The sequence below is a fragment of the Streptomyces sp. NPDC050164 genome, assembly GCF_044459945.1.
GTDB lineage: Bacteria > Actinomycetota > Actinomycetes > Streptomycetales > Streptomycetaceae > Streptomyces > Streptomyces coeruleorubidus_A.
Genome location: NZ_JBITJK010000014.1, coordinates 114147 through 130059 on the forward strand (window position 1 = coordinate 114147; position 15913 = coordinate 130059).

A 15913-nucleotide genomic window follows, 5' to 3' on the forward strand; every position below is an offset into this window, starting at 1 on the left:
GCCCTGACCGCCTACCGGCGAGCCTGCCCGGCCAGTTTGCGTGCGGCCAGGACTCCCGCCGCCCCCACGGTCAGGGCCGCGCCCATCCGCCGCCGGTTCCGTGAGACCCACTGCTGCGGGCTGTCGTGCACGGCCTCGTCGTCGAACCGCCCGTGCGCGCCGAAGTCGTGACCCTGCGGCCCGTCCGCCGGGGCCCACAGGTTGTCCGTCCCGTCGTGCCGGTCCCCCTCCTGCTGCGACGAGAAGCCCGTGCGCGCCAGATAGCGCTCCAGCAGCCCGGGGACGACGGCGTTGGCGACGAGGGTGGCGGCCGTGGAGGCGCCCACCCAGTACTCCCGGCGCCCCGCGTGCGACGCCGCGTACACGATCGCCCTGGCCGCGATCTCCGGCTGGTACACGGGCGCGACCGGCCGGGCCCGGCCGCGCATGCGGTTCAGCACCCAGTCGAACTGCGGGGTGTTGAGGCCCGGCAGTTGCACCATCGTCGTACGCACCCCGCTGCGCCAGTGCAGCAGCTCGCAGCGCAGGGACTCGTTGAACCCCTGGATCGCGTGCTTGGCCCCGCAGTACGCCGACTGGAGCGGGATACCCCGGTAGGCGAGCGCGGAGCCCACCTGCACGATCGTGCCGCGGTCGCGCGGCAGCATGTGGCGCAGGGCCGCCCGGGTGCCGAACACATAGCCCAGATAGGTCACTTCGGTCACGCGGCGGAACTCGTCCGGTCCGATCTCCGTGACGGGCGCGAAGACACCGGTGAAGGCGTTGTTGACCCAGACGTCGATGGGGCCGAAGGTGTCGACGACCTGCTGGGCCGCGTCGTCGACGGCCTTGGCGTCGGAGACGTCCACGCCGATGACGAGGGCCTCGCCCCCGGCGCGCCTCACCTCGTCGGCCGCGGCGGCGAGCCCCTCACTGCCCCGGGCCAGCAGGGCGACCCGGTCGCCCCCGGCGGCGAAGGCCCGGGCCGTGGCCCGTCCCACGCCGCCGCTGGCCCCGGTCACCACGACGACGCGGCCGTGCGGTGTCTCTGTCGTGCTCACCTCTGATCACGCCCTGCGGCCAGGCACGTCGGGGTCGTCCGTCGGCCGCGGCGGCACCAAGCCCGGGGCGGGCCCGCCGGCGGCTCCGGCGACCGGTCCGGCGGCGGGCGGGGCCGGCGGCACGGGCGGCACACCGCCGGGCACCCCGGTGCCCGGGCCGGTGCTCTCGTGTCCCGGCGTCATGCCGGCCGCGTGCGCCGGGCCCGGCCGGGCCATGCCGCGCAGCACGTACGCCACGGCACCCAGGATCGCGGCGGTGATCAGCGCGGCGGCCCAGTCGGGCAGGCCGAGGGCGAGGGCCAGTCCCACGGCGAGCGCGAGGGCCGCGCCCGCGTACAGGGCGAGGGCACCGGACGCGGCGTACAGCGCGGCCTTGCGGCGCTGCTTGCGCGTCTGCTCGCGCAGTTCGTCCCGGACGGTCTCGCGCGCCACCTGTGCCAGCTCGTCGACCAGATGCTTGTCCAGATGCTCCAGGTGATCCAGCGGCTTCATACCCGACCGGGTACCCTCGCCCCCTCGCGCGTAACTAGGCTCGTCCCCATGGAGATTCTGGGTGCCACACTGCGCGTCTGCGTCGACGACCTCGAGACCGCGATCCCCTTCTACGAACGGCTGGCGGGCGGCAGAGCCCAGCGCTTCGAACGAGGCGGTGTCCAGGTGGCGGCGATCGGCTGCTTCCTGCTGATGAGCGGGCCGCCGGCGGAACTGGAGGTGCTGCGCAAGGTGGCCGCGACGATCGCCGTGACGGACGTCGAGGAGACCCACAAGGTGCTGACCGAGGTGGGCGCCCACATCATCGCGGGCCCCATCGCCTCACCGGCGGGCCGCAACCTGATCGCCCTGCATCCGGACGGGTCGGTCTACGAGTACGTGGACCGTCAGGCGTGATCCCGGCCGGGGTCCGGCTCAGCGCCGCCCCGGCTCCCTGATCATCTCGGCGGTGATCGCCCAGCGCTCGTGGTCCCGCCAGGCCCCGTCGACGAAGAGCATCTTCGGCGAGAAGCCCTCCAGGCGGAATCCGCAGCCGCGGGCCAGGGCGATCGACGCCGCGTTCACGGGCTGGACGTTGATCTCCAGCCGGTGCAGCCGCATCGGGCCGAACGCGTACCGCACGACGAGGCCCAGCCCTTCGCGCATCAGTCCGCGCCCGGCGGCGTGCGCGAAGGCGCCGTAGCCCAGCGTCCCGGACTGGAAGCCGCCCTCGACGATGTTGTTGATGTTGATGAACCCGGCGATGGACCCGTCGCCCTTCTCGCAGACCAGGAAGCCGGCCTTGGACGGGTCCTCGATCAGCCGGGCCGCGTACGCGGTGTACGCCGTGGCGGTGTCGGGCGGGAAGAGCCACGGCTGGTGCAGGTCCTTGCTCTCCCGGGCGCGTGCGGTGAACTCGGCACCGTCCTCGTAGGTGAAGTGGCGTATGCCCACCCGGGGGCCTTCGGCGAGGTAGCGGGATGCGTTGTGCGGCACCCCGCCACAGTAACCGCGCCGGCCGTGTGTCCCCAGCCGTGCCGTCAGGGCCCTGCGGTATTCCGCTCCCGGTGGCACTGGACAGGGGCTCGGGAGAGGGCAGACTCAGGCGCTTCACGCACGATCCGGACCGCGTCTCGGCAGGTAACGCATTGTCTGAGGCACGGTGCTCACGAAGCGTTCAGCGGCATGATCACGCCGGCAGCTGCTGGGCCGCGTGGTGGTCGTGTGTCGGGATGATCGCGACTCGGTCCTTGACGGCGTGTAAGCGGTGAAGCGTCCGGAAGGTCTCGTCCCGGTCTTCGTCGGCGAGCTCGCCGGGGTAGCCGGCCTTTTGCCGGATGAGGTCGATCTGGTCGGTGTGCCAGGCGGCGTCGCCGGCGAGCAGTACCCAGCCCGTTGCCGTGTGCGCCAGAACTCCGACGCTGCCAGGGGTGTGTCCGGCGAGGTCGACGAGCACGACGGAGCCATCGCCGAAGAGGTCGTGGCTGGCGGCAAACGTGAGTATCGGCGGGCCGTCCAGTTCGTACTGGACGATGCCGCGGCCGCGCAGGGACTCGCGGACGCCACCCACGGGTGCGACAGGGCCTGACATGACCCAGTCGTGTTCGCGGCGGTGCAGATGTACCGGCAGTTCGGGAAGATCGAGCAGCCCGCACACGTGGTCCCAGTGCGTGTGCGTCGGCAGCGCGAAATCCAGGTCGGAACTCTGCCGCTCACGCAGCGCGGTAACGGTGGCGACGGTGTCGGCCGGGGGACGCACCGCGACCCGCAGGAATGCCGGCAATTCGGCAATGGCGCGGCTGCCGACATCCAGGCAGACACTCGGATCCACGATGAACGTCGCTTCCGGGTGGGTGATCACGAACGACAGCAGCGAATTCGCGATTCGCCGTGGCTGCCGCCGCCCCTCCACGACCATCGCGGTGGGCACCGACCGTGGCACCTGCCGCAGTGCGGACACAGTGACCGATACCGCCGTGTCCGGCAGCCCCGCGTCGGTCAAGCCGCGTAGAAACCGCTGGTCGGGGCGTCGGGGACGGACAAGGCCCGTTGCCAGGCTTGCGACCGCGCCGCAGCACGCGGCCGGCGTCGGTGATCTCACAGCGTCAGACACGGCGACGTTGCCCCTCTCGCGATCGGCTGGTGCCTTCGATGACCGGACGGTATAACTTCAGGCCGACCTGAAGTAAAGGAGTGTGATGTCCGCACCGGAAATGAAGATCGGCGATGCGGCCGCCCTGCTCGGGGTGGCCACCCATGTCCTCCGACACTGGGAAGACATCGGACTGCTCAGCCCGCGCAGGCTGCCCTCCGGGCATCGCGTCTACGACGACCAGACCATCGGCCAGGCCCGCCTCATCCAAATCGGCCAGCGGGCCGGGCTGTCACTTGCCGAAATCGGCGAACTTGCCACCGGGGAGCGGGTCGACCGCATCGGCCTGGTCAACGCGAAGCGCACCCGGATCGCCCAACACATCGCGAACCTCGAACTGGCTGACCGGTTCCTGGCCCACCTGGTGCGCTGCGTACACCCGGTCATCTCCGACTGTCCGGAGTGCTCCGCCCTGGTGGAGCGGGGCGCGCGGTCAACGACGCCCGCAGGCCAGCCCCCTGGGCCAATGACGCCCACGCCTCACCAGCCGCTATCGTGAGCGTCAACGGAGCAGTCCGATTCCCGCGTTCGGTCGGGTGGTTGATGCCTTAGAGGGCGACGATGCGCATACCGTCGCCAGTTCGCATCTGTTGCACTTGGCGGCGGATGGATCAATCGAACCGTGGTTGGCGCTGAGATTGCTCACGGTCCGGCTGTAGTCGTCAGGAGGGCGCTGACGCGGCGAATTCCGAAAGAATGCGGGCGGCTCGTCCTCCTGACGTTTCGGAGCCAGGGGGCCCGCGCCGTTCCTACCGAGCCGTCGGCAGGCCGGAACGGATACCGACCGCCGCAGGACTGATGGTCCGGTGCACCCGGCGAGTCCCGTACACGGGCGCCGGCGGTCGTACCGGCAGAGTCGCCTTGGCGATCAGCTCGTGTAACTCGCGCTTCGCCTGCGCCTCCAGCGAAACCATTTTCCGCTTGATGTACTCGCGTGCGGCGGACTCCCCCCAGAAGGACGTTGCCGATCACATCTACAAGGCTCAGAACACCCCGGACAGTGCCTATCCGACGAGTTCGACAGCGAAGAAGATTCCCGGCAAGTACATCGAGGGAAGCTAACGCTCTCCCTTCGCCCGGACACAGCCAATGGAGAGGGCGGCGCAGGCCCAGGAGCAGACGCCCTGCCGTTTGAGGAAGAGCCCGCTCACGGTTTGCCAGGGCGCCGGACCGCGGTGCGGCGTGGACTGATCGGCGTCGGGGTCTCGGTCCCCTCCGCCGTCTTGCGGACCTGGGCGTTGACCACCTCCGGCTTGATCAGGGCGGAGACTGCGTCACCAGCCGGTGGACCTGTTCGCGCGACAGCTTGATTCCGCGCTCAGCAAGCAGGGGCACCAGGTCCGAGGTCTGGAACATCCCGTGCTCGGCCATCAGCTGCCGCAGCGTCGCCCGGATCTTGCCTGACCTCGCGTCCGCCGCGTCGAACAGGGCCTGTATTTCGCCGTAGGCCAGCGGACGCCGACTCGGGTTGGCCTCGAACTCCACCCTGTGCGCAACCGAGTTGCCCTCATGGAACACCTCGCGGGGCACCTCGCCGAACCGCTCCATGCACGCGGGCACCCAGCCGTAGCGGGGATCGAGCCCTCCTCCGGAGTCCACTGCCACGGATACAACCCGCTGAACTCCTCCAGGCGCCGCACCAGCCGCAGTCTCGGATTGATCGTCTCCGACCTCAGCAACTGGGCCGCCTGTTGGCGGGCCCATCCTTCGGCATGGCATCGGACACCGCCGGCTGGGTCCAGATGGACCGCGTTCCGGGCCAGTACGAGGCGTGCCCGATCCTGGCGCTTCACCACTCACGCCCCGCGCTGCCGCTCAGCGGAAATCACCGCATCAACCGACTGTCGGAAGTTGCAGCAGATGCAATTCATCCTCATCGCTGACCACCGTCACCGGCTTGATCCCCTTGTTGCCGAAGTACGCGTCGTCGCTCGCCGCGATCACGAACCGCAGCCGGTGCCCGGTCTCGTACCGGTGCACGATGCCGGGCAGGGTGACGGTGAAGCTCCTGGTCACGTCCGGTACCCGGACCGGTGCGACCAGGCGGCGCACGAGGGTGCGGGTGCCGTCGGGGGCGACGTCGTAGATCTTGGCGAAGAGGACGAGCTTGTCGGCCGCGTCGGAGGAGTTCTGTGTGCGCTCGGCCTTCGGGGAGTGCACCCTGAGCGTGGCCCGGGGCGCGCCCACGACGTCCAGGGGGCGTTCCAGCGGTGTGCTCGTCCAGTCGAGGTAGGTGCCCTTGGTGTCGCGCGGTGCCGTGTCCGGCACTCCGATGAGCCCGGCCAGGGAGCTCTCCGAATGGCTCGTGGGGATCGCCCAGTTGGTGTAGCTCCGGCTGCCGTGGGCCACTTTGCGGCGGTTGTCGACGAGTTTGCCGTCGCCGGAGAGGTACAGCGTGCGGTTGAGGGCGGGGAGGCGGTCGGCGGTGGCGTAGGTGCGGTCCGGGTCGGTCACCCAGTCGCGGTAGTAGGCGAAGGCCGGGCCCGTGTCGACGTGCGCCTGCTTGCGCAGGTGGCGCTCGAACCAGGCGAGGACGCGCCGGCCGACGTAGCTGGTCTCCAGGTTGCCCTTGGACAGGTCGAGTTCACCGGTGGCCGGGCCGGTGAGCCCGCCGCTGTGGCCCCAGGACTGCCAGATCATCTTCACGGGGGTGCCCTGGGCCCGGAGCTTCCGGTACGTCGCCGTGGCCTCGTTGAGGTTGAAGAGGGTGTCGGCCTGCCCCTGGACCAGCAGGGTGGGCGTCTTGACGCGGTGCAGGTAGGACGACGGGGAGACGCGGTGGGCGAAGGCGAGCAGCTCGGCGGTCCGGTCGGCGGGGTAGCTGCCGGAGTTGAGGGTGCGGATGGTCCGGCAGGCCTGGGTGACGAAGTGCAGGCAGGTCAGGGAGTTGATGCGGGAGGGGTCGAGGCTGGGCTGGAGCAGCGGCTGGCCTTCGCCGATGAGGTAGAAGCCGTTGGTCCACTGCCACTTGAAGACGCCGGGGACGCCGGTGCTGCCGACGGCGTTGTTGGGGTCCAGCGAGTAGGCCAGGTCGTGCCAGGTGATCATGGGGACGAGCGCGTCGAGGCGGTGGTCGGCGGCGGCCGTGGCGAGCTGGACGGCGCCGCCGTAGGAGCCGCCGATCATGCCGACACGTGGGTCGCCGGGGGCGTCGAGGGTGACGAAGTCGGCGGTGGTGCCGTCGTCGGCGGCGCGTTTGCCGCCCAGGAAGTCGACGAGCTGCGCGGCGGCGGCGCCGTCGATGTCCGGATCGTCGAGGGAGATGAGGCAGCCGCTGCGGCCGAAGCCGAGCCCGGAGTAGACGAGGGAGACGTAGCCGCGCTGGGCGAAGGCCTTGCCGATGGTGTCCGTCGAGCCGTCCGACTTGCTGCCGCCGAAGCCGTTCGTGCCGAGCACGGCGGGCGCCGGGTGTTCGCGGTCCACGCCCGCGGGACGGTACAGGTCGGCGTCGATCGTGCAGGAGCGGCCGCCGGTCTGGACGGTGAACTTCAGCGGGGTGACGGTGTAGGGGTCGGCCGCGGCGGCGGGTGGGGTGAGGGCGAGGGGGGCGGCCAGGGCGGCGCCCAGAGCGAGAGCGAGGGGTGCGCGGGATCTGGGCACGCGTCGGGACACACGGACCTCCACGGTGAGGGCGACGACAACCTGGGCAACCCGGATACCGACCAGTAGGTACTGGCCAGTAGTCATGGTGTGACACGTGTCAGAGGGCGTCAATCACCGGAACGAGGGTTTCTTGACAGGATTTCAGTAGCGGCGTGCTCAACTCAGAGCCGGCGCCTCGAACGTCAACGTGCCCGTGGAGGCGTCCAGTTCGGCCGCGATCCCGAGCGGCATCGTCAGCGCGCCCTCGCCGTGCCCGAACCCGAACTCCTCCACGACCGGGACGCCGAGGCCGCCGAGCCGGTCGGCGAGCACCGCGCGCAGTTCCTCGTACGGGCCGCATGCCGCCCAGGACCCGAGCACGATCCCGGCGACGCCGTCCAGCCAGCCGGTGCGCAGGAGTTGGGTCAGATACCGGTCGATGCGGTACGGGCTCTCGCCCACGTCCTCGATCAACAGCAGCCCGCCCCGGGCGCCGGCGAGGGCGTGCGGGGTGCCGAGGTCGCTCGCGAGCAGGCTGAGGCAGCCGCCCAGCGTGACGCCCCGGGCCCGTCCGGGCACCAGCGCGGTGCCGCCCGGGGGTACGGCGGTGACGGTCCGCACGGACTCGGGGTCGAAGAGGGTCGCCCGCAGATGCTCCTGCGCCCGGGCGTTCTTGAGGAAGTCGACGCCGGCCGCCGCCGGGCCGTACAGGGTGACCAGTCCCAGGCGGGTGGCGAACGCCTGGTGCAGGACGGTGATGTCGCTGAACCCGGCGAACACCTTCGGGCCCGCCGCCCGCATCGCCTCCCAGTCGAGCAGGTCCACCATGCGCTGCGCCCCGTAGCCGCCCCGGGCGCACAGCACCGCGGCGACGGCCGGGTCGCACCAGGCGTTCTGGAGGTCGGCGGCCCGCTGGGCGTCCGTACCGGCCAGGTAGTCGAACTCCCGGTGGCGGCCGAGCACATGGGGCGCCACCACGGGGTCGAGGTCCCAGCCGCGCAGGACGTCGAGCCCGGCCTCGAGCCGCTCCTCGGGCACGGGCCCGCTGGGCGCGACGACGGCCACGCGGGCGCCGGGGGCGAGTCGGGGCGGTCGCAGCAGTTGTCTCACTTGGCGAGCTCCAGGGTCGGGATGCCGGGTGGATCCAGCCCGAACACCTGGGCATACAGGGACAGTTCGGCCTCCAGGGCGCGCACCATGGTCTCGGCCCGCCGGAACCCGTGCCCCTCCCCCTCGAAGGCGAGGTAGGCGTGCGGCACCGGCCGGTCCCCGAGCCGGGCCAGGAACCGCTCGCACTGGACGGGCGGGCAGATCACGTCGTCCAGGCCCTGGAGCAGCAGGAACGGCACGTCCAGGCGGTCGGCGTGGGTGGCGGGCGAGCGCTCCGTGTAGCGGGCGGGCACTTCGGCGAGCGGCCCGATCAGGCTCTCCAGGTACCGCGACTCGAAGTCGTGGGTCTCGCCCGTGCCCCAGCCGGTGAGGTCCAGGATGGGGTACTTGATCGTGCCGCAGGCGTAGACGTCGGTCGTGGTGAGCGAGGCGGCCGCGGTCCATCCGCCCGCGCTGCCGCCCCGGACGGCGAGCCGGTCGCGGTCGGCGGTGCCCTCGTCGGCGAGGGCCAGGGCGACGGCGGCGCAGTCCTCGACGTCGACCGCGCCCCACTGCTCGCGCAGCCGTTCGCGGTAGGCGCGGCCGTATCCGGTGGAGCCGCCGTAGTTGACTTCTGCGACGCCGATGCCGCGCGAGGTGAAGTAGGCGATCTCCAGGTCGAGCACGAGCGGCGCGCGTCCGGTGGGCCCGCCGTGCGCCCAGACGACGTACGGCGGCAGTTCGTCGCCGGGCGCGACGCAGCCGGGGTGGTGCGGCGGGTAGATGTGGGCGTGGATGTCGCGGCCGTCGGGGCCGGTGAAGGTGCGGATCCGCGGCTCGGGGTAGTAGGCGGGGTCCACGGCGTCGTCGTGCTCGGCGCCGATGACCCGGGCATGGCCGATGGGGGTGCCCCCGCGCGAGTTTGTCCGAGCGTGGGGGAGGGCGTCCAGCTCGACGACCTCGTAGGCGCTGCGCGGGCTGGCGCCGACGGCGACGACCCGTTCGCCGTGCGCCGCGAGGGTGGCGGCGAACTCGGTCCAGGGCCCGGCCGCGTCGACGACCTCACTGCTCGCGGGGTCCAGGATGCCGAGGGCGGTGGCGCCCCGGCCGTGCACGACGGCGATCAGGCCGCTGTCGAGCGGCGCGAACCAGCGCATGCCCAGTTTCCACAGCGCCCCGCCGAACTCCTCCTCGCGCGGGCACAGCGGCTCCCCGTCGAGGTAGAGGTTCCACCACCCTGTGCGGTCGCTCGCGTGCAGCAGTCGGCCGTCGTGGGTCCAGTCGGCCTGGGCGATGGACTCGCCGGGCCCGCCGGCGACGGTCCGGGCGCCGTGCAGGGTGCCGTCGGGGCCGACGTCGGCGAGGAGCAGTTCGGTGCCGTCCCACGGCATGCGGGGATGGTCCCAGGCGAGCCAGGCCGCCCGCCGCCCGTCGGGCGACAGCTTCGGCCCGGTGACGAACCGGCGCCGGTCGTCGGTGAGTTCCCGTACGGCGTCCCGGTCGCGGGCGGCGGAGCCGTCCAGCGGTACGGCGGCCAGGACACGGCGCACATCGGTGGGTCCGGCGCCGGTGAACTCCTCCAGCACGCACCACACCTCGCCTCGCTCGGGCCGCAGTTGCGGCTCGGCCCAGCGCAGGCCCGCGCCCACGCCGGACACGGGCGTGAGCGGACGCGGCTCGCCGCCCGGCTCGTACCGGTACAGCCGCTGGTCGGCGAAGTTCACGAACACCACCAGCGGGCGGCCGTCCTCCTGCGCGAGGGCCGCCCACGGGTGTCCGCCGTACTCGATGACCCGGCTGCGCACGTTCCACGGCGCGGGCAGCAGCGACTCCTCCCGGCCGTCGGCGTGCCGCCGCACCAGGGTGCGCCTGCCCGCCTCGGCGGGGCGCGGTTCGGTCCACCACACCTCGTCGCCGACGAACCCGAGGTACTCCGGGTGCCCGTCGTGCGCGGCGGCCAGGGCCGCGTCGATGGGCGAGGGCCACGCCCCGTACGCCAGCGTCCGCACCGTCTCCCGCACCTTTCCTAAGCCGTCCTCAGGAACCGGTCGAGCACGCGGACGCCGAAGTGCAGCGCCTCTACGGGGACCCGCTCGTCGACGCCGTGGAACATGGCCCAGTAGTCGTAGCCCTCCGGCAGCTTCAGCGGTGTGAAGCCGTAGCCGGTGATGCCGAGGCGGGAGAACTGCTTGGCGTCCGTGCCGCCGGGCATGCAGAACGGCACCACGTGCCCCTCCGGGGCGAACTCCTCGACGGCGGCCCGCATCCGGGCGAACGTCGCCGAGTCCACCGGCGCCTGGAGGGCCACCTCGCGGTGGTGGAACTCCCACTCCACGTCCGGCCCCGTGAGCCGGTCGAGGGTGTCGCGGAACTCGTCCTCCCCGCCGGGCAGATACCGGCCGTCCACGTGCGCCACGGCCTCACCGGGAATCACGTTGATCTTGTAACCGGCGTCCAGCATGGTCGGGTTGGCGCTGTTGCGGATGGTCGACTCGACGAGCGCGGCGGCCGGGCCGAGCTTGTCGAGCAGCCGGTCCACGTCGGTCAGGTCGGGCTCGACGCCGTACAGCGCGGCGAGTTCGGTGAGCGCGGCGCGCACGGTCGGGGTCAGCCGCAGCGGCCACTCGTGCTCGCCGATCCGGGTGATCGCGGCCGCGAGCCGGGTGACCGCGTTGGCCTTGTTCGCCTTGGAGCCGTGCCCGGCCCGGCCGCGCGCGGTGAGCTTCAGCCAGGCGGTGCCCCGCTCACCGGCCGATAGGGGGTAGATCTGCCGCCCGGCGCCGTCGTGGAAGGTGAAGGCGCCCGCCTCGCTGACACCCTCGGTGCAACCCTCGAACAGCGCGGCGTGTTCGTCGGCGAGGAACCCGGAGCCGTCCTCGGCGCTGGCCTCCTCGTCCGCGGTGAACGCGATGACGATGTCCCGCCGGGGCCGGACGCCCTGGCGTGCCCAGGCGCGGAGCACGGCGAGGATCATCGCGTCCATGTTCTTCATGTCGACGGCGCCGCGCCCCCAGACGACCCCGTCGCGGATCTCCCCGGAGAACGGGTACACGCTCCAGTCGGCGGCCGCGGCGGGTACGACGTCGAGATGGCCGTGGAGCAGCAGCGCGTCGGCCGACGGGTCGGTGCCCTCGACGCGGGCGACGACGTTGGTGCGGCCCTTGGTGCGCTCCAGGAGCGTCGGCTCGATCCCGGCCTCGGCCAGCCTCGCGGCGGCGTACTCGGCGGCGGGCCGCTCCTGACAGTCGCCGCCGCCCCGGTTGGTGGTGTCGATCCGGATCAGGTCGGACGTGAACGTCACGACCTCGTCCAGCGCCTGCTCGTCCGCCTGCTCAGCCATACTGTTCCTCCACCGCGGCCGAGACGATCGTGGTGACCGCCTTGAAGGCGCGGATGCCCTCGTACATGGTCTCGCTCGTGTAAGCCACCTTCCGCGCCCCGATCCGCTCCACACCCGGCACGACGGTGGCGGCCATGGCCAGGTGCTCGGCGTCGAACTCCACGGCGACGGTGAACGGGCCGCCGCGCACGGGTTCGTGACGCACCGCCAGCGAAGCCGCCTCCTTGGCCGCCGCCCGGATGTCGGCCGCGGTCCTGGCGGGCGTGCGGCACACGGCCGCGTACCGCGAGACGTGGTCCTTCACGGCGACCTTCAGCGCCTCGGGCGCGTATCCGAGCGCGTCCTCGCAGGCGACGTCGTCCCCGGTGACCAGCACGACCGGCACGCCGAACTCGGCGACGACATGGGCGTTGAGCAGTCCCTCGCTCGCCGGTACGTCGTTCAGCCACACGCCCGTGATCTGGTTCGCGAGGTAGGTGTGCGCGAGGACGCCCTCCATGCCGGCGCCCGCGTGGTAGCCGACGAACGCGATGCCGTCCACGTCGCCGTGCTGCACGCCCTCCACCATGGACAGCGCCTTGTGCCGCCCGGTGAGCAGCTGAGCCCGTTCGTCCAGTTGCTCCAGCAGCAGATTGCGCATGGTCGAGTGGGCCTCGTTGATGATCACCTCGTCGGCGCCGCCGTCGTGGAAGCCGAGCACGGCGGCGTTGACGTCCGAGGTGAAGAGCGAGCGGCAGCGCTCCCACTGCGACGCGCCGGGCATCACGTCGTCCGGCCAGGTGACGCCGGTGGCGCCCTCCATGTCGGCGCTGATGAGGATTCTCATGACGAGCCGTGCCCCCGGGTGGAGATCTTCATGGTTCGTCACGTTACGCGCTGCGGGCGGAACCGGCTACGACATGTCACCACCGTATCGGCAGGTCGGTGATGAACGAGGTGAGCCGGTCGGCGAGCAGCCGGTTGTCGCGGGCCGAGTAGTGCCAGTGGCAGCCCGTGTGGTCCAGGCCCGTGTCGTCGAGGCGCCAGTAGCGGACCCGGTGGTCGCCCGCGCCCCTGCGTTCCTCGACCACCTGCTCGACGTGTCCGGCGAACGGTCCGGTGCCGACGGCCAGGACGGTGGTCCCGGGCCCGTAGCGCGTCCGCAGCTTCTGGAGGAAGCCGCTGTAGGCACTCCGGTAGGCGGCGGCGAGGCTCTCGTCCGTCCATGGCTCGCCCGGGTTGACGGGGGTCGAGAAGTCGTTGGTGCCGAGGTGGACCACGACGAGCTGCGGCCGCCAGGTGCCGGGGTTCTGCCAGACGTCGCCGGGCACGTTCAGCAGCGCACGGTCGTAGAAGGTGCGGTAGTTCACCTCCGGCGACCCGCCGTTGTAGTTGCGCACCATGCCCAGGCCCGAATACGCGTTGATCTGGTAGTCGGCGCGCAGCCGCCGGGCGGTGAGGGCGCCGTAGCTCACGTCGGCGTTGGTGGTGCGCTTGAGCTGCTCGTCGGTGCAGTCGCGGGAGGTCGAGAGGTTGCCGTAGCCCGCCGTGAGGGAGTCGCCGACAAACTCGATCTGGCGGCTGCGCGCGGCCGGTCTACTGAGGACGGTGCCGCCCGGCGCGGCGACGAAGCCGCCGAAGGAGCTGGTGCTCCAGGGGGTGTCGTTGCGCTTGACGAGCCGGACGGTGTGCACGCCGTCGCGCAGGCCGTTGATCCAGTGGGTGGTGCGGCCCGGCGTGACGAGGGTCGCGACGGTGGCTCCGTCGACCTGGACGTCGTAGTCGGCGGCCGGGTCGTCGAGCACGACGCCCACGCCGGTGCCGCGGAACCGGCCCTCGAAGTACACGCCGGGCCAGCTGTACTGGAGCACGTCGCCGGCGTCCTTGACCCGCCCGGCCGTGTGCACGCTCGCCCGCACTCCGTCCTTGTCCGGCGTGGCGGCGGTGGCGGTGGCGGACGGGCAGGCCAGCACCAGCGCCGCCGTCGACGCGACCAGGATCCGTAACCAGGGCATCGGCATGACTGTCCTCCGGGGGACGAGGCAGGTGCACGGGACCGGGGCAGCATGACCGTACACCGACAAAATCCTCGCCCGCCAGGCCGCGTCCGCGCTCAGCTCCGCAGCCGGTCGAAGCGGAAGGGCACGAGGGCCTCGGGCCGCCGCCCGGTGACGACGTACTCGGCGAGCCGGTGCCCGGTGACCGGGCCCAGGGTGACCCCGAGCATGCCGTGGCCGGTTGCCGCGAAGGCGTTGTCGTGTCCCGGGACGCGGTCGATCACCGGGAGCCCGTCGGGGAGGAACGGCCGCCCACCCAGGGGTCCCGGATCAGGCCGACCAGGTCGTCCGGGTCGTCGAACCAGCGGCCCAGGTAGTGCCGGCCGGCGAGGGCGACCGCGACGACACGGCGCCAGTCGAGACGGTTTGTTGTTGCCGCTGAGCTCCATCGTGCCGCCGATCCGCGTGGTGCCGCCGATCGGTGAGGCGACCGCCCGGCGCTCGCCGAAGTACAGCGTGTGCCGCGGCGCCGGATCCAGGTCCACGGAGAAGCTGTAGCCCTTGCCGGCCTGGAGGGGCAGATGGCGGCCCAGCACCCCGAGCAGATCCGGCGAGCGCATGCCGGCGGCGACGACCGCCGCGCAGGGCAGTTCCCTGTCGGCGGTGCGCAGGGCGGTGACCCGGCCGCCCGCCGTCCGGAACCCGGTGACCTCGGCGTTCTCGTGGATCTTCACACCCGAGGCGGCCAGCGCCTCCCCCAGGGCACGCGCGAACGCCTCCAGATCGACCACCCCCTCCCCCGCCACGAGGTAGGCCGCGCGCACGGCCGGTGACAGCGCCTCGTCCAGCAGGTGCGCCCCGGCGCCCGTGACGATGTCGTCGGGCACGGGGTAGTGCCCGTCCGCCATCTCCCGCTGGATCGCGAGGTGGTGGCGGGCCTCGGCCGGCGACAGGAAGGCGTGCACCGTCCCGGGCCGGGTCAGCGTCGTGTCGACCCCGGCCTCGCGCAATCCGTCGAACAGGCCGAAGGTCTCGCGGTTCAGCTCGGCGATCGCCGCGTAGCCGCGCCGGAAGACGGCCGGTGTGCTGCTGCGCCTGAACCGCCACAGCCACCGTACGAACGCCGGGTCCGGAAGCGGCCGCAGATAGAGCGGGGAGTCGGGGCGGCCCAGCGAGCGCAGGGCGTAGCGCACCACGCCCGGGGCCGGTACCGGCGTCGAGTGGCTGAGGCAGACCCAGCCGGCGTTGCCCCGGGACGCCCCGGACCCGAGCCGGCGCCGCTCGACCACCTCCACCTGCAGCCCCGCGGCGGCCAGGTAGTCGGCCGTGCACAGCCCGACCACGCCGCCGCCCACCACGACGACGGGGCCCGGCACGGCGCTCATGACGCGTTCCCGTACGACGCGAGGAACTCCCTGGTGCGGGCCTCGGCGGGGTGTCCAGACGTCCTCGGGCCGGTCCTCCTCGACGATGCGGCCGCCGTCGACGAACACGACGTGGTCGGACACCTCCCGGGCGAAGGGCAGTTCGTGGGTGACGAGCCACCCCGACCCGCCGCAGCAGCGCCACGGCCCGCTCCATGGCCTGCTGTTCGGGCACCCCGGCCTTGCGCTGCGCGAGCACCACGTTCTCCACGGCGGTCAGGTGCGGGAACAGATGGAACCGCTGGAAGACCATGCCGACCGTGCGGCGCAGCCGGGGCAGGTCGCGGCAGACCATGCGGCCGCCCTGGTGGACGACCTCCCCGGCTGCATCTACGGTGCCTCGGTCCGGGCTTTCCAGCAGGTTGACGCAGCGCATCAGGGTCGTCTTGCCGCCCCCGCTCTGCCCGATGACGCTGACGATGCTGCCCCGGCCGACCTCGCAGCAGTTGGGACAGCGGGTAGCACAGGGCGAAGTAGATCGCCGCGATGACCAGGTACACCTCCAGGGCCCGGAAGGTGGCCGAGGTGATGAGCCGTCCCTCGGACATCAGCTCGGCGGCGGAGACGGTGACCAGCAGCGAGGTGTGGGGAGTGCGCCGGAGACCGGGAGCAGGTCGAGGGCCGCACGGCCGATCGCCTCGTCCTTGGGGACGCCGAACAGGCGCCGTGCGCCCCGGCTCCAGTGGGACACGAGGCCTTCGCGGTCGACGACGACCACGGCCAGGGGGGGACACGGCCGGGTTCGGTGGCTTGTGTCACCGAGCCGTGCCCGGCCCCGGGGCCGGCGGGTGTGTCCCTCGCGGTGCCACGGTCCATGGCCCAGGCCCTCTCTCCCCACG

General features: G+C 72.0%; 13 protein-coding genes and 3 pseudogenes. 2 read left to right on the top strand and 14 right to left on the bottom strand.

From position 1 onward, the window contains the following. Window positions 1–11 precede the first annotated feature (11 nt). On the bottom strand, window positions 12–1040 hold the full coding sequence (locus ACIBNA_RS20530; protein ID WP_399166588.1) for an SDR family oxidoreductase: 1029 nt from the start codon (window positions 1038–1040) through the stop codon (window positions 12–14). A 6-nt stretch (window positions 1041–1046) separates the two neighbouring features. Continuing rightward, a complete protein-coding gene (locus ACIBNA_RS20535) occupies window positions 1047–1532 on the bottom strand; it encodes a phage holin family protein (RefSeq protein ID WP_399166589.1) in 486 nt (161 codons plus the stop codon). 48 nt (window positions 1533–1580) lie between these two features. Here ACIBNA_RS20535 and ACIBNA_RS20540 point away from each other — a divergent pair, with 48 nt between their 5' ends. Next, on the top strand, window positions 1581–1928 hold the full coding sequence (locus ACIBNA_RS20540) for a VOC family protein (RefSeq protein ID WP_059420053.1): 348 nt from the start codon (window positions 1581–1583) through the stop codon (window positions 1926–1928). Between the two features lie 18 nt (window positions 1929–1946). Here ACIBNA_RS20540 and ACIBNA_RS20545 read toward each other — a convergent pair whose 3' ends face one another. Together ACIBNA_RS20545 and ACIBNA_RS20550 are read right to left on the bottom strand one after the other, a co-directional pair. After that, window positions 1947–2507, bottom strand: coding sequence for a GNAT family N-acetyltransferase (locus ACIBNA_RS20545; protein ID WP_399166590.1), 561 nt, complete (start codon window positions 2505–2507; stop codon window positions 1947–1949). A 193-nt stretch (window positions 2508–2700) separates the two neighbouring features. Continuing rightward, entirely contained in the window at window positions 2701–3513 is an 813-nt protein-coding gene (locus ACIBNA_RS20550; protein ID WP_399166591.1) for an MBL fold metallo-hydrolase, read from the bottom strand. Between the two features lie 196 nt (window positions 3514–3709). On the opposite strand from ACIBNA_RS20550, the gene ACIBNA_RS20555 reads away from it, so the two are divergent. Next, complete coding sequence (locus ACIBNA_RS20555) at window positions 3710–4162, top strand: MerR family transcriptional regulator (protein ID WP_399166592.1); 453 nt, start codon at window positions 3710–3712, stop codon at window positions 4160–4162. 648 nt (window positions 4163–4810) lie between these two features. Here the strand turns inward: ACIBNA_RS20555 and ACIBNA_RS20560 are convergent. From ACIBNA_RS20560 to ACIBNA_RS20605, 10 genes and pseudogenes are all read right to left on the bottom strand, one after another. Then, window positions 4811–5034: pseudogene (locus tag ACIBNA_RS20560) on the bottom strand (hypothetical protein). Between the two features lie 462 nt (window positions 5035–5496). After that, window positions 5497–7275 (bottom strand): CocE/NonD family hydrolase, encoded by a 1779-nt coding sequence (locus ACIBNA_RS20565; RefSeq protein ID WP_399166641.1) that lies wholly within the window; start codon window positions 7273–7275, stop codon window positions 5497–5499. 147 nt (window positions 7276–7422) lie between these two features. Then, complete coding sequence (locus ACIBNA_RS20570; RefSeq protein WP_399166593.1) at window positions 7423–8355, bottom strand: LD-carboxypeptidase; 933 nt, start codon at window positions 8353–8355, stop codon at window positions 7423–7425. After that, a complete protein-coding gene (locus ACIBNA_RS20575) occupies window positions 8352–10343 on the bottom strand; it encodes a prolyl oligopeptidase family serine peptidase (protein ID WP_399166594.1) in 1992 nt (663 codons plus the stop codon). The genes ACIBNA_RS20570 and ACIBNA_RS20575 overlap by 4 nt, the downstream gene beginning before the upstream one ends. Window positions 10344–10360: 17 nt before the next feature. Further along, window positions 10361–11674 (bottom strand): M20/M25/M40 family metallo-hydrolase, encoded by a 1314-nt coding sequence (locus ACIBNA_RS20580; RefSeq protein WP_399166595.1) that lies wholly within the window; start codon window positions 11672–11674, stop codon window positions 10361–10363. Beyond that, window positions 11667–12500 carry a M55 family metallopeptidase gene (locus tag ACIBNA_RS20585; protein WP_399166596.1) on the bottom strand — a complete coding sequence of 278 codons (834 nt, stop codon included), beginning with the start codon at window positions 12498–12500 and terminating at the stop codon, window positions 11667–11669. Before ACIBNA_RS20585 ends, ACIBNA_RS20580 begins: the two co-directional genes overlap by 8 nt. Before the next feature lie 76 nt (window positions 12501–12576). After that, on the bottom strand, window positions 12577–13668 hold the full coding sequence (locus ACIBNA_RS20590; RefSeq protein ID WP_399166597.1) for an SGNH/GDSL hydrolase family protein: 1092 nt from the start codon (window positions 13666–13668) through the stop codon (window positions 12577–12579). Window positions 13669–13766: 98 nt separating this feature from the next. Beyond that, a complete protein-coding gene (locus ACIBNA_RS20595; RefSeq protein ID WP_399166598.1) occupies window positions 13767–15158 on the bottom strand; it encodes an NAD(P)/FAD-dependent oxidoreductase in 1392 nt (463 codons plus the stop codon). 97 nt (window positions 15159–15255) lie between these two features. Next, window positions 15256–15495 (bottom strand): annotated as a pseudogene (locus ACIBNA_RS20600) (ATP-binding cassette domain-containing protein); the annotation flags it as partial. 165 nt (window positions 15496–15660) lie between these two features. Then, window positions 15661–15890, bottom strand: a pseudogene (locus tag ACIBNA_RS20605) (PAS domain-containing protein); the annotation flags it as partial. Window positions 15891–15913: the final 23 nt, after the last annotated feature.